A 12,765-nucleotide genomic window follows, 5' to 3' on the forward strand; every position below is an offset into this window, starting at 1 on the left:
CTGTGACCACGGTGGATCGGGCGCACGCGACGCGCGAGGCGATCCTGACGGCGGCGGAACGGCTCTACGCCGAACACGGCGTGCTCGCCGTGTCGAACCGGCAGATCAGCGAAGCCGCCGGGCAGGGCAACAACACCGCCGTCGGCTACCACTTCGGCACTCGCGCCGACCTCGTCCGGGCCATCGCCCGCCGGCACTCCGCGGCCGTCGAAGAGCTGCGCGGACGCATGCTCGCCGAGGTCGGCGCGTGCGCGGACCTGCGAGACTGGGTCCGGTGCCTGGTGCACCCCTCCACCGAGTACCTCGCCGCGGCGGGCCGGCCGAGCTGGTTCGCCCGGTTCACCGCGCAGGTGATGACCGAGCCGTCGCTGCGGCTCGCCGTCGCCGAGGAGACGCTGTCGTCGCCCGCGCTGGCGCGGACCGTCGACGGGCTGAGCCGGTGCCTGCCGGAGCTGCCCGCCGAGGTCCGCGCCGAGCGCAGCGCCATGACCCGTCAGCTGCTGATCCACACGATGGCCGAGCGTGAACGCGCGGTGGCCGAAGGCGGCGACACCCCGCGAGCCGGCTGGCGCGAAGCCGCCACCGGCCTGACCGACGCACTGGTCGGGCTCTGGCTCGCCCCCGTGACCCACACCGACGAAGGAGAGGAACGACCATGAAGGTCACCGTGGACGAAGGCAAGTGCTGCGGTGCCGGCACCTGCGTGATGCTCGCGCCGGACGTGTTCGACCAGCGCGACGACGACGGCATCGTCATCCTGCTCGACGAGACCCCGGCGGAAGCGCACCACGCGATCGTCCGGGAGGCGGCGAGCGTGTGCCCGGGTGTCGCGATTTCGGTGAGCGAGGACGCGTGACGGTCCTCGTCGTCGGCGCCTCGGCCGCCGGGCTGGCCACGGTGGAAGCGTTGCGCCGCAAGGGGTACGACGAGCGCGTGACCGTGCTGGGCGCGGAGGCGCACCTGCCGTACGACCGGCCGCCGCTGTCCAAGCAGGTGCTCGCCGGGAGCTGGACGCCTTCCCGGGCGAGCCTGCGCACGCCGGAGGCACTGTCCGCATTGGACGCCGAGTTCGTGCTCGGCGCCCCCGCGGCGGGGTTGGACGCCGGGACGCGGACCGTTCGCACGTCGGCTGGCCGGGCGTTGACCGCGGACGCGATCGTGCTCGCCACGGGCCTGCGTCCACGCACCCTGCCGGGCCAGGACGGCCTCGCGGGCGTCCACGTCCTGCGCACCCTCGACGACGCGCTGGCTTTGCGCGCGGAGCTGGCGCCGGACAAGCGCGTGGTCGTCGTCGGCGACGGCGTCCTCGGCGCGGAGATCGCGGCGACCGTGTGCGGGCTGGGCGTCCCGGTGACGCTGGCCGGGCCGCAGCCGGCGCCGCTCGCGTACCAGTTCGGTCCTCTGGTGTCGGGTCTGCTCGCGACGCTGCACGCCGACCGCGGTGTCAACTTGCGACTCGGTGCGGCGGTGACCGGACTGTCCTCATCGGATGGACGAGTTACCGGCGTGTGCTTGGCGACGGGGGAAGAGCTGCCGGCGGACGTCGTGGTGGTGGCGTTCGGCGCGGCCCCGGCGACGGACTGGCTGGCGGGCAGCGGGGTGCTGTGCGACAACGGCATCGTGTGCGACTCCCGGTGCCGCGCCGCGGACGGGATCTACGCCGCGGGCGACGTCGCCCGGTGGCACCACGAGGGGCTGGACGTGCTGCTGCGCCTGGAGAACCGGACGAACGCGACCGAGCAGGCGATCGCCGTCGCGGGAACCATCCTCGGCGACGACCGCCCGTATGCGCCGGTGCCGTACTTCTGGACCCACCAGTTCGACGCGCGGATCCACGTGCACGGGACGCTGTCCGCCGACGCCGAAATGTCCATTGTGGAAGGTGACGTGACGACGCGCCGGTTCGTGGCCGAGTACCGCGAGGGCGGCCGGGTGACCGGGGTGCTGGGCTGGAACATGCCCAAGCAGGCCCGGCTTAACCGGCAGGCCATCGCCGGCGCGGCGGTGCCGGTGGGACGCGCGTAACGCCTGGCGCCAGCGCCCCGCTGGAGCGGCGGGGCGGCTGCGATCCGCGACGCCCCGCGCCGGTGGCCGGTCGCGGACCTGGTCGCTCGCCAGTGCAACGCGCGCGACCTTCGCTGCGGTCCCGGCAAAGTCGCAGTGGCTCGCTCGCCCGCTTCACCTGGCTGCGCCTCACTCCACCGTGACGGACTTGGCCAGGTTGCGCGGCTTGTCGATGTCGTAGCCCAGCGTCAGCGCGGCGTGGTAGGCCAGCAGCTGCAGCGGGATGGTCAGCAGGATCGGGTCGAGCTCCGGCTCGGTCCGCGGCACCACGATCCGCGGGACGTCCAGCTCGCCGAAGTCGACGTCCTCGTGCGTCACCGCCAAGACCGCGCCTCCGCGGGCGCGGATCTGCTGCATCGCCGCCAGGTTGCGGTCGGCCAGCTCGTCGGCGGGCACGATCGCCACCGTCGGGAGGGACTCGTCGATCAGGGCGAGCGGGCCGTGCTTCAGCTCGGACGTCTGGTACGCCTCCGCGTGGCGGTAGGAGATCTCCTTGAACTTCTGTGCGCCCTCCCGAGCCACCGGGAACCCGCGGACGCGGCCGATGAAGAACAGGCTGTTCGCGGACGCGGCGACCTTCGCGTGCTCGGCGATCTCCCCTTCCGCGGCCAGGATCGTGCGGATCTGGTCGGGCAGCGCGCGGATCGCGGCGATGATCCGCTGACCGTCCGCATTGGACAGATCCCGCACGCGGCCGAGCGACAGCGCGATCAGGGCGAACCCGACCGCCATGTTCGTCAGCGCCTTGGTCGAGGCGACCGCGATCTCCGGGCCGGCGTGCAGGTAGACGCCGCCGTCGCAGGCGCGGGCGATCGTCGAGCCGACGACGTTGACCAGGCCCACGACCCGGCCGCCCTTGCGCTTGATCTCCTCGACGGCGAAAGCGGTGTCGATCGTCTCGCCGGACTGGCTGACCGCGATGTAGAGCGTGTCCGCCTCGATGATCGGGTTGCGGTAGCGGAACTCCGACGCGGCTTCGGCGTCGGCCGGGATGCGGGCCAGCTCCTCGATCATCGTCGCGCCGATCTGGCCGACGTAGTACGCCGAGCCGCAGCCGAGGATCTTCACGCGGCTGAACCCGCGCAGCTCGCGGGGTGTCAGGTTGAGCCCGTCGAGGCGGGCGACGCCGAACCGGTGGTCCAGCCGGCCGCGGATGATCCGCTCGATGGACTCGGGCTGCTCCTGGATCTCCTTGGCCATGTAGTGCGGGAACCCGCCGAGGTCGAGGTCTTCGGCGGCGATGTCGATCTCGGTGGTGGGCTTGGTCGTGTCGCTCTCGTCGACGGTGAAGGTCCGGTAGCCGGTCGCGAAGACCGTCGCGAACTCGCCGTCGTCGAGGTGCGCGACCTGCGAGGTGTGCCGGACCAGCGCGGCGAGGTCGCTGGCGACGAACATCTCGCGCTCGCCGACGCCGATGATCAGCGGCGAGCCGTTGCGCGCGATGACGAGACGGTCCGGGTGCGCGGAGTCGGTGACGGCGATCGCGTACGTGCCGGTGATCCGCGAAACCGCCTCGACGACGGCGTCTTCCAGGGTGTCCGCGCCGGACCGCGCGATCAGGTGGGCGAGGACCTCGGTGTCGGTCTCGGAGGTGAGCTTCACACCCGCGTCGGCGAGCTGGGCGCGCAGGGCGTCGGCGTTGTCGATGATGCCGTTGTGGACGACGGAGATCCGGCCGTCCTCCGAGGTGTGCGGGTGCGCGTTGTCCTCCGACGCGGGCCCGTGCGTGGCCCAGCGCGTGTGGCCGATGCCGACCTTCCCGGTGAGGCGCTTGGGCAGCGCGGCGGTGAGGTTGCGGACCCGGCCGACGACGCGGTGGACCTGCGTGGTGTCCTTCGGGCCGAGGACGGCGATGCCCGCGGAGTCGTACCCGCGGTACTCGAGCCGGGTCAGGCCTTCGAGGAGGATGGGGGCGGCGTTCTGGCCGCCGATGTAGCCGACGATCCCGCACATGGCGGACCTCTTCTTCGGTAGGGGCTGGGTCTCAGCCGTAGACGATGCGGCGCAGCTGGCGCTCGGACAGGTCCGGGGCGGCCACGAGCCGGCCCCGGAGCTCGGCGGCGACCAGCGGGAAGATTTCGGGGTTCTTCCGGCCTTCGGCCTGCAGCTCGGCGTGCCTGCGGCGCACGTACTGCTCGGTGGGTATCCGGTAGAAGGCCAGGACGTCGTCGACGACGCGGGCGGCGACCCCGGGTGGCAACCCGGTGGACGCGGCGACGCGCTCGACGATGTCGGTGTCTTCCACGCCGGTCATCATGCCCTGCGGACGTCATGAACTTCAAATTCCTGCCCGAAATCGGGCAAGCTTTAATCGTTGGACGACCATAGGGGTTCCGACCAGGGTGGAGGTGTGCTGCAGGAAGACATCTGGGACGTCGAGACCGCCGAACGCTACGACACCCCGGGCCGCGGCATGTTCGCGCCCGAGGTCGTGGACCCGGCTGTGGACCGCCTCGCCGCGCTGGCCGGCGGCGGGCGGGTGCTCGAGTTCGCCATCGGCACCGGACGCATCGCCGTCCCGTTGGCCGCGCAGGGAGTGTCCGTCACCGGCATCGAACTGTCCGAGCCGATGCTCGGCCGATTGCGGAAGAAGGCGGACCTCCCGGTGGTCGTCGGCGACATGGCGACGGCCACGGCTCCGGGCCGCTTTTCGCTGGTCTACCTGGTCTTCAACACGATCGGGAACCTGCTCACCCAGGACGAGCAGGTCGAGTGCTTCCGCAACGCGGCCCGGCACCTGGACCCCGGCGGCCGGTTCGTGATCGAGCTGGGCGTTCCCGAACTGCGCCGCCTCCCGCCGGGGCAGGACGCGCTGGTGTTCACGGCCGAGCAGGGGTACGTCGGCGTGGACACCTACGACACGGTGCGCCAGCACCTGGTGTCGCACCACTTCAAGTTCGGCGAGGGTCGCGAAGCCCGGCTCGGACGCTGCCCGCAGCGCTACATCTGGCCGGCCGAGCTGGACCTGATGGGCCGGCTGGCCGGCTTCGAGCTGGAGTCCCGGCACGAGGACTGGACCGGCGGGGAGTTCACGACGCGATCGCGGTCGCACGTATCGGTGTACCGGCTGCCTCCGAGCTGACCTCGACCAGTGGCAGCCGGACCGTCGCGTGCGGGATGACACCCAGCTCGGCCAGCGCCGCCTTGGCCGCCGTCACGCCGGGGCCGGAGCGCATGATCGCGTCCGTCAGCGGGAGCAGCGAGTCGTTGATCGACCGAGCCGATTCCAGATCACCGCGGCGGACGGCGGCGATGAGGGCGGCCGTGCGCTCGGCCGCCACGTTGGCCACGACGCTCACCACGCCCGCCGCGCCGCACGCCAGGTACGGCAGGTTCAGCTCGTCGATGCCGCAGTAGTACGCCAGCGACGTGCGGGACATGACCGTCATCGCCTCGAACAGGTCGCCCTTGGCGTCCTTGACCGCCCGGATCCGCGGGTGGGCGGCCAGCTCGACCACCGTCTCCGTCGTCATCGCGATGCCGGCCCGCGCCGGGACGTCGTAGAGCATCACCGGCAGCTCGGTCGCGTCGGCCACCGCGAGGCAGTGGGCGATCACCCCGGCCTGCGTCGGCCGCGAGTAATAGGGGCAGACGAGCAGCAGCCCGTCCGCGCCGGCCGCCTCGGCTTCGCGGGCGCGGCGGACGCTCGCGGCCGTGTCGTAGGTGCCGACGCCGGCGATCACGCGGGCCCGGCTCCCGGCCCGCGCCACCACGGCACGGACGAGCCCGGCGGCTTCGGGCTCGGTCAGGGTGGGGGACTCGCCGGTGGTCCCGCCGACGACGAGGCCGTCGCACCCGGTGGCCAGCAGGTGGTCGACGAGGCTCGCGAGGCCGGGTTCGCTGAGCGTCCCGCCGGGCTGCATGGGGGTCACCATCGCGACGAGGTTGGCGCCGAAGTCGGTCATGCCTCGACCTTGCCGGAGGGTGACTGGTGCGGTCCAGCGATGCTTTTTTGCCGATACTGCGTAATCTGGCTTGATGATCGAGGTCGGTGCGCTGCGGGCGCTGCGGTCGGTGGCCGCACTCGGGACGCTCGCGCGGGCGGCCGAGGAGCTGGGGTTCACGGCGTCCGCGGTGTCGCAGCAGATCAAGCGGCTGGAGCGGCAGGTCGGGGTGCCGGTGCTCGCGCCGGCGGGCCGCGGGGTCGTGCTGACGCCGGCCGGGCAGGCCATCGTCGACGCGGCGCCGGAGGTGTTCCAGGCGCTGGAGCGGTGCGGCGAAGCGGCGCGGTCGGTCTCGGAGGGCGCGCCGCGCGGCACGCTCCGGGTGGTGGCGTTCTCGACCGCCATCCGCGGCTTGCTCGCGCCGCTGCTGCGCGGCTTGTCGGTGCGCTGTCCCGGCTTGCGCGTCCACATCACGGAGCAGGACCCCGAGGAAGCGCTGCACAGCGTCGACGCCGGGACGGCCGACCTCGCCCTCGTCCACGACGCCGACGGGCTCCCGGCCGCGCAGCCGCCGTCGTTGACGCAGCGGCTCGTCCACACCGACGTCGGCGACGTGGTGCTGAGCCGGTCGCACCCGCTGGCCTCGGCCACCGAACCGCTCGGCCGGGCCGATCTCGCGGGCCACGCGTGGGTGACCAGCCCGCCGGGAACCGTGTGCCACCAATGGTTCCGGCGCTTGTTCGCGGAGGCGCCGGAGGAGCCGGACGTGCGTCACCTGGTCGACGACTTCGCGACGCAGCTGTCGCTGGTCACTTCGGGCGAGGTGATCGCGCTGATCCCCCGCCTGGCCCGACCGCCGCTGGGGGACGACCTGATCGCGCATCCGCTGCGCCGGCAGCCGAAGCGCGAGGTGCACGCGGCATGGCGGCAGAGCGCGGACGCGAGCCCGGCGCTGCGGGCAGTGCTCGCGGAGTTCGGCTAGGCTGGGCGCGAGCGGGTGCAGCGTCGGAACGCCCGCCCGCGACTCCCTTTGGCGCACTGAGCCGAAGGAGTGCGCCTTGATCACGTTCGCCGGGATGAGCCTGCCCGTCACCGACTTGGACCGTTCGGTCCCGTTCTACGAGTCACTCGGGTTCGCAGTCGAAGTCCGCAACGGCCGGTTCGTGTTGCTGCGCCTGGAAAGCGGCACGCTCGGGCTGCTGGAACTCGGCGCCGTCGTGTCACGCGAGGCCGACCGGCTGCGCCGGTTCGTGCAGGTCGAGTTGCTCGCCGACGACCTCGACGAGCTGTACGCCGACTTCGTCGCCCGTGGGGTGCCGGTCACCGGGCCGCCCCGCGACCGCGGCTTCGAACGGCAGCTGCAGCTGCGGGACCCGGACGGCTTCACGGTCGAGTTCGCCGACCGGAGCCCCCGGGGCTGATCTCCTTGCCACGCCGCGGAAGCCGGCCGGGTGAGCGCGATCCGGGAGCGCGGGCTCCCGGATCGCGCCCGGACTAGTTCCGGTAGCGGAACAGGATCCGGCCTCGGGTCAGGTCGTACGGACTCAGCTCCACCAGGACCCGGTCGTACGGCATGATCTTGATGTAGTTCTTCCGGATCTTGCCGCTGATGTGCGCCAGCACCTGGTGCCCGTTCGGCAGCTCCACCTTGAACATGGCGTTGCGCAGGCACTCGAGCACGGTGCCCTCGACTTCGATGCCGCCCTTATTCGCCATGGCGCACCAGCTCCAGGTTGCTGCTCACCCGGTGGGCGCCGGCGCCCTCGAACAACGCCGTCGCCGCCGGGTTGGCCTCGTTGACTTCCGCCGACGCCGCCGGAATCCCCGCCGCGTGCAACGAGCCCAGTACCTCGGCCAGCAGCGCCCGGGCGATGCCGCGGCGCCGGTGGTCCGCGCGGACCGCGATCAGGCCGATCCGGGGCAGCCGCGGCACCTGGACCACCCGGACCAGACCGACGTACTCGCCGGCGTCGGCCGCGGCCGCGTACAACGCCGGGTCCACGACGGTGTCCCCGGGCGGGTGCGGCAGGACCTCGGCCGGCATCTCCTGCCAGCCGACCGCCGCCTCGACCTCGGCGCGCACCACGCGGTCCAACGCGCGCAATGGGCCCTCCGAAGCCGAGCCGCGGGGCACGATCGTCACGCCCGGCGGCGCGAGCACCGGGCCGGCGCCGGTGGGCACCGAGTACTCCCACTCGCGACGCCGGAGGGTGAAGCCGGCTCGTTCCCAGCCGGCCGTCAGCTCGGCGTCGGCCTCGTCGACGATCGTGTGGAGCGGGCCCCGCAGCTGCGTCACCATCGCGTCGGCGAGCTGGTCGAAGACCGAGCGGTGCCACGCGTCGATGCTGACGAAGATCCGCCCGTCGGGCCGCGTCGTGGCTTCGCAGCGGCCGATCACCCGGTCGTCCGCCAGCGCGTGCCAGAGCCGCTGCGCGACCCGCGTGATCACCACCGCGGGCGCGCCTGAAGTGAAATGGGAAGTTTCCATGGGTTCGTACCTCTCGGGAGTGCCTGAAGCGCTCCCGGCGACCCCTACGACAGTCGCCCGACCGTGACGACGAGGGGAGCACCCACCATCGAAACAGCGTTCATGGGGCTCACCTCCCGGCGTCGAGTCACGGTCAAGGGCACGATAGCGGCCCGTCGCCGCCGTGCCCACCGATTTACCGCGCGGCCCGGCGGCTCCGCAGCCAGAGGGCGATCCTCGCCGGGAACAGCAGCAACAGCAGCACGTAGTAGCCGATGCTGGGCACGAACACCGCCACGACGACCGCGAGCGCGAACACGGCCGCGCTCAGCACGTGGTTCCAGAACGTCTCGTCGGACACCGGCTCGGCGTCTCCGCGGATCTGCGGGTCGTGGCGGATGATGAACACCATCGCGGTGTGGCACAGGCTGCTGGCCAGCAACGTCCCCAGGTAGAACAGCACGGTGAAGCGCTCGGACTGGTACGCGCCGATCAGCTCGGTGGGGAAGGGCAGCAGGGCGATCGTCAGCAGCCAGAGGAAGTTCACGCGCACGAGCGCGGTGCTGTACGACCGCACGTGCTCGAAGATGCGGTGGTGGACGGACCAGAAGCGCCCGATCACGAGAAAACTGAGCACGAAGCTGATGATCTTCGACCAGTTGCCGGTCACGGCCTCCACCGCGGGCTTGTGCTCGGCGACCAGCTCCGGCACCAGGTCCGTCAGCGGCAGGACCAGCAACGTCAGCGCGATCGCGACCACGGCGTCGGTGAAGAACACCAGCCGCTCGGATGATTTCTTCTGCTCCACGGGCAACATCAAACCACCCGTGCCGCGCGCTCCCGGATCAGCGCCGCGGCAGCACCAGCAGCGCGTCGCCGACCGGGCGTTCTCCCGTCGCGTCCGAAGGGGAGCTGACCAGCTTGCCGTCGATCGCCATCGCCGTCGAGCCGCCGCCGTCGAGGTTGATCGCGGTCACCGCGCCCAGCCGGGCCATCAGCTTCGCGCCCTCGATCAGGGACAGGCCCTCGGCGAAGCCCGGCTGGCGGCCGTCGGCGGTGACGATCAGCAGCCGCCCCTGGCGGTCGAGGCCGACCATCGTGCGCGGGTTGCGCTTGACGCCCCAGCCGTACACGAACGACGGGTCGCCCGGGTGCACGATGCCGTCCGCCGCCGCGTTCACCGCGACCCGCCCGCCGCGGACCAGCCACGGGCCGCCGTTGACGACGCCGGCCGGGTGGATCGGCCGGCCCGCTTCGAAGATCCGCGTCCCGACCGGCAGCCTCGTGCCCGGCCGCGCGTGGTCGCTCAGCCAGGTCGCCGCCGCGCCGATGCCCTGCACGGTGTGCCCGCCCGCCGGCACGTCGCCGCCCGCGGGACGCACCGCCGTGACGACGTCGTGGGCATCCAGCACGGCTTCGACGCCGGCACCGGCCGGGGTCGGCGTGCCGAGCTGCGGCGTGAAGAGCACTAGTTCGTCGGGGTGGGTGCAGGTCGTGTCGTGCAGCGGCCGGTCCGTCGGGACGTCGCCGGGCTCGCCGCAGTTGCGGACGAGGCCGGGCTTGCGGTTGACCCCGTTGACGTCGTGGCCGCCGACGGTGAGCGCCGTCCGCGGCACGCCGATCGACGGCCGGTCCCCGAGCAGCAGCGCGGGCCGCCCGGTGGTGGCTTCGCTCTGCAGGAGGCCCTGGTAGACACCGATGCCCGCCGGTTCGCCGGGGATGCCATCGCGCGGGTCGATGACGAAGAAGCCACCGTTGGTCCCGACGAGCGCCCCCGCGGCGGCCGACAGCGCCGACGTCGTGCGCCGCCCCGCCACCGACTCGCCGTGGGACGCGACGACGTCGCCGCGGAACCGCCGCGGGTCGACGACCGCGACGCGAACGCGTTGCGGACCTTGTGCTTCCGGGCCGTCCTGCCCGGTCCATTCGACGGCGCCGGTGAAGCCGTTCGCGGTCATGGCGCTCGCGGTGGCCGTGGCCTGCGCGCGGTCGGCGAACGAGCCGACCCGCACCCGCCAGCCCAGGGCGCCCCGGGGCGTGTCGGCGAACGCGGGCCAGTCGACCTGCTCGGCGCGCGCGGCGAAACCCTTGCCCCGCAAGGAGGTTACGAGCGCATCAGCGTGGTCACGGCTCCCGAGCGCGGACGGCGGCGCGTCCGGATCGGGGCTCGACCCGCCGGGTACCTGCGCGGTGACGGTCCAGGTGTTGTGCCCGGTGCCTTCCCCGGTGACGGTCGTGGAGACGGTCAGCCCCGGCGCGAGCACGGCACCGGCGGCCGAGGCCGGCGTGCTCAGCGCCAGGGTGAGCGCGGCGGACAGGGCCAGGACGAACGGCGCCGGAGTCTTCACGCGGAGCAAGCTACCCCGCCGGGGTGGACCGCGCGGGAGTTCCGGTTGAACTTCCGGGGCACGGCGCGACCCCGCGGTGCGCGCCGTGCCCCGGGGGGTCACGACGAACGGACGTTCCGCCGGGCCTCCTGCGCCCGGTCGGTGACCTCGCCGGCCGCGGACCGCGCCTCGTCCTTGACGGTCGACGCGCTGTCCGCGGCTTCGGACCGCACCGACTCGGCCGCGTGCTGAGCCGGCTCGCGCAGGTTGTCCTTGAGCTCCTCGGCCGCGTGCTTGGCCACCGGGGTCAGCTGCTCGCGCGCCAGGTCGGTCGCCTGGCCCGCCAGCTTGCGCTCGGGCTCGCTCGCCGGCAGCAGGGACGAGACGAGCCAGCCCGCGCCGAACGCGATCAGCCCGGCGGCCAAGGGGTTGCCCTGCGTGCCGCGGCGGATCTGCTCCGGGGCGTCGGAGACCGCGCCGGCCGCGGCGCTCACCTTGTCCTGGGCCGTGGACGCGACCGAGCTCGCCTTGTCCTGCGCGGTGGAGGCGACCGAGCCGACCTTGTCGCCCGCCGCCGACGCGTGGTCGTTCGCGGTGCCCATCACGCGGTCCTTCGCGCTGCCGAACGCCGTGCGCAGCCGGCCGACGCGACGCTCCACGATGCGGCCGGGACTCACCTTTTCGGTCAGCGCGTTGACGTCGGTGCTCAGGTTCCGTTGCGTGCCTTCGATTTCCCGGCGGATCCGGTCGGGGTCGGTCATGAGCGCTCGCCTTTCAGTGCGTCCGGAACCCGTTGCAGGGTCTCGACGGTGCGTTCGGGTTTCGGGTTGATCCGGCGGAACTCGCTGCGCCCGGTGGCGTACAGGACCGCGCCGATGATCGCCCACAGGGCCGCGACGATGAGCGCGGCCCAGCCGCCGTCCATCACGTTCTCCAGGCCTTGCCAGAGCGCGACGGACAGGAACAGCAGGACCAGGTAGCCGGCGAACCCGGCGCCGCCGAACAGGCCCGCGCCCTTGGCGGCCTTGGTGGCTTCGGCCTTCGTTTCGGCCTTGGCCAGCGCCACCTCCTGCCGCAACAGCGTGGAGACGTCCTTCATGACGTTGGACAACAGCTCGCCGACGGAGGAGCCGGCGACGTCGACCGGCGGGGGTACCACCGGCCGGGGCGCGGGGCCGGGGGTCTGCGTCATCACGGCACCTGCCCGGGCGTGGAGTAGCGGGTGGGCTGGGGAAGGGGTTCCGCCGGTGCGGCGTACCCGCCCGGGAACGGCGCTTCGGGACCGCCGGGAGCGGCCGGCCCGCCCGGCTGAGGCGCGTCGTACCCGGGCGCGGCAGCGCCGGGGCCGGGCTGCGGTGCGTTGTACCCGCCCGGGGCGACCGGCGGCGGATACCCCGTCCCGCCCGGCCCGGGAGCCGGCGGCACCGGCGGGATCCCGGCCGGCCCGGGGTGCGCCGGCGGGACGGCCGCGGCCGCGCGCCCGTTCGGCGAGCTCCCGGAATTCTCCTGCTGCTGCGCGACGACACCCCGCGTGAGCCGTCCGACGACCGCGCCCGCCACGGCCGCACCGACCAGGAACGCGCCCGGACGGCGGCGGGCGAAGCGCCGCACCTCGTCGAGCAGGTCCCCGGGTTCGCGGTGCTCCAGCCAGTCCGCGACCGTCCTGGTCCGGCCGGACACCTGCCGCGCAACGTCGGCGGCGACGCCGGGGGAGTCGGTCTGCTCGGCCATCCGGTCCAGCTGACCGGCCAGCTGGTGGAGGCTCTGCGCCGCCTTCCGCTGGCCGTCCTTGGCCTGGGCCTCGAGCTGGTCCCGGCCCTCGCGAAGCAGATCGCGCGCTTCGCGCTGGGCGTGCTCCGCGACGTGTTTCGCTTCCTGCGCGGCGGTTTGCGCCACCGCACCCCCGCGGTCGGCGGCCGTGGTGGCCACCTCGCGGGCTTCGTCCTTCGCGGTGTCCGTCGTCGACGGCGGCGACTGACCGCCGGATCCCTGTGTCATCTCGACCTCCTTGCGGGCGAGGCAC

Annotated in this window: 16 protein-coding genes; 6 read left to right on the top strand and 10 right to left on the bottom strand. The window is 73.0% G+C overall.

Translation table 11 applies throughout. The features are described from left to right. Nucleotides 1-2: 2 nt before the first annotated feature. The 3 genes from AA23TX_RS06260 to AA23TX_RS06270 are packed head-to-tail and all read left to right on the top strand — an operon-like array spanning nt 3 to nt 2,025. Complete coding sequence (locus tag AA23TX_RS06260) at nt 3-659, top strand: TetR/AcrR family transcriptional regulator (protein ID WP_155541622.1); 657 nt, start codon at nt 3-5, stop codon at nt 657-659. Next, a complete protein-coding gene (locus AA23TX_RS06265) occupies nt 656-856 on the top strand; it encodes a ferredoxin (protein ID WP_155541623.1) in 201 nt (66 codons plus the stop codon). Before AA23TX_RS06260 ends, AA23TX_RS06265 begins: the two co-directional genes overlap by 4 nt. Continuing rightward, nucleotides 853-2,025 (top strand): NAD(P)/FAD-dependent oxidoreductase, encoded by a 1,173-nt coding sequence (locus tag AA23TX_RS06270; RefSeq protein ID WP_155541624.1) that lies wholly within the window; start codon nt 853-855, stop codon nt 2,023-2,025. The genes AA23TX_RS06265 and AA23TX_RS06270 overlap by 4 nt, the downstream gene beginning before the upstream one ends. Nucleotides 2,026-2,193: 168 nt before the next feature. On the opposite strand, the gene glmS is transcribed toward AA23TX_RS06270, so the two are convergent. Together glmS and AA23TX_RS06280 are read right to left on the bottom strand one after the other, a co-directional pair. Further along, nucleotides 2,194-4,017 carry a glutamine--fructose-6-phosphate transaminase (isomerizing) gene (gene glmS, locus AA23TX_RS06275; protein ID WP_155541625.1) on the bottom strand — a complete coding sequence of 608 codons (1,824 nt, stop codon included), beginning with the start codon at nt 4,015-4,017 and terminating at the stop codon, nt 2,194-2,196. A 31-nt stretch (nt 4,018-4,048) separates the two neighbouring features. Beyond that, a complete protein-coding gene (locus AA23TX_RS06280) occupies nt 4,049-4,321 on the bottom strand; it encodes a hypothetical protein (RefSeq protein ID WP_155541626.1) in 273 nt (90 codons plus the stop codon). 96 nt (nt 4,322-4,417) lie between these two features. Between AA23TX_RS06280 and AA23TX_RS06285 the strand changes: the two genes are divergently transcribed. After that, nucleotides 4,418-5,146 carry a class I SAM-dependent DNA methyltransferase gene (locus tag AA23TX_RS06285; protein ID WP_155544290.1) on the top strand — a complete coding sequence of 243 codons (729 nt, stop codon included), beginning with the start codon at nt 4,418-4,420 and terminating at the stop codon, nt 5,144-5,146. On the opposite strand, the gene dapA is transcribed toward AA23TX_RS06285, so the two are convergent. After that, on the bottom strand, nt 5,094-5,969 hold the full coding sequence (gene dapA / locus AA23TX_RS06290) for a 4-hydroxy-tetrahydrodipicolinate synthase (protein WP_155541627.1): 876 nt from the start codon (nt 5,967-5,969) through the stop codon (nt 5,094-5,096). The two genes, AA23TX_RS06285 and dapA, sit on opposite strands and share 53 nt — an antisense overlap. Nucleotides 5,970-6,042: 73 nt before the next feature. Between dapA and AA23TX_RS06295 the strand changes: the two genes are divergently transcribed. Further along, on the top strand, nt 6,043-6,930 hold the full coding sequence (locus AA23TX_RS06295; protein ID WP_155541628.1) for a LysR family transcriptional regulator: 888 nt from the start codon (nt 6,043-6,045) through the stop codon (nt 6,928-6,930). A 76-nt stretch (nt 6,931-7,006) separates the two neighbouring features. Then, nucleotides 7,007-7,369: a VOC family protein gene (locus tag AA23TX_RS06300; protein WP_155541629.1), complete on the top strand. Its 363-nt coding sequence runs from the start codon at nt 7,007-7,009 to the stop codon at nt 7,367-7,369. A 73-nt stretch (nt 7,370-7,442) separates the two neighbouring features. Here the strand turns inward: AA23TX_RS06300 and infA are convergent, their stop codons facing one another. The 7 genes from infA to AA23TX_RS06335 all read right to left on the bottom strand — a co-directional run bounded on the left by infA (nt 7,443) and on the right by AA23TX_RS06335 (nt 12,740). After that, nucleotides 7,443-7,664: a translation initiation factor IF-1 gene (gene infA / locus AA23TX_RS06305; protein ID WP_155541630.1), complete on the bottom strand. Its 222-nt coding sequence runs from the start codon at nt 7,662-7,664 to the stop codon at nt 7,443-7,445. Continuing rightward, nucleotides 7,654-8,436 (bottom strand): GNAT family N-acetyltransferase, encoded by a 783-nt coding sequence (locus AA23TX_RS06310; RefSeq protein ID WP_155541631.1) that lies wholly within the window; start codon nt 8,434-8,436, stop codon nt 7,654-7,656. Before AA23TX_RS06310 ends, infA begins: the two co-directional genes overlap by 11 nt. Nucleotides 8,437-8,611: 175 nt before the next feature. Next, entirely contained in the window at nt 8,612-9,232 is a 621-nt protein-coding gene (locus AA23TX_RS06315) for a TMEM175 family protein (protein WP_230862369.1), read from the bottom strand. A gap of 28 nt (nt 9,233-9,260) precedes the next feature. Beyond that, a complete protein-coding gene (locus tag AA23TX_RS06320) occupies nt 9,261-10,763 on the bottom strand; it encodes a phosphodiester glycosidase family protein (RefSeq protein WP_230862370.1) in 1,503 nt (500 codons plus the stop codon). Nucleotides 10,764-10,861: 98 nt separating this feature from the next. Beyond that, nucleotides 10,862-11,503, bottom strand: coding sequence for a DUF3618 domain-containing protein (locus tag AA23TX_RS06325; protein WP_155541632.1), 642 nt, complete (start codon nt 11,501-11,503; stop codon nt 10,862-10,864). Further along, complete coding sequence (locus tag AA23TX_RS06330; protein WP_155541633.1) at nt 11,500-11,934, bottom strand: phage holin family protein; 435 nt, start codon at nt 11,932-11,934, stop codon at nt 11,500-11,502. Before AA23TX_RS06330 ends, AA23TX_RS06325 begins: the two co-directional genes overlap by 4 nt. Continuing rightward, on the bottom strand, nt 11,934-12,740 hold the full coding sequence (locus AA23TX_RS06335) for a hypothetical protein (RefSeq protein ID WP_155541634.1): 807 nt from the start codon (nt 12,738-12,740) through the stop codon (nt 11,934-11,936). The genes AA23TX_RS06330 and AA23TX_RS06335 overlap by 1 nt, the downstream gene beginning before the upstream one ends. Nucleotides 12,741-12,765 lie beyond the last annotated feature (25 nt).

This window comes from Amycolatopsis camponoti (assembly GCF_902497555.1).
GTDB lineage: Bacteria > Actinomycetota > Actinomycetes > Mycobacteriales > Pseudonocardiaceae > Amycolatopsis > Amycolatopsis camponoti.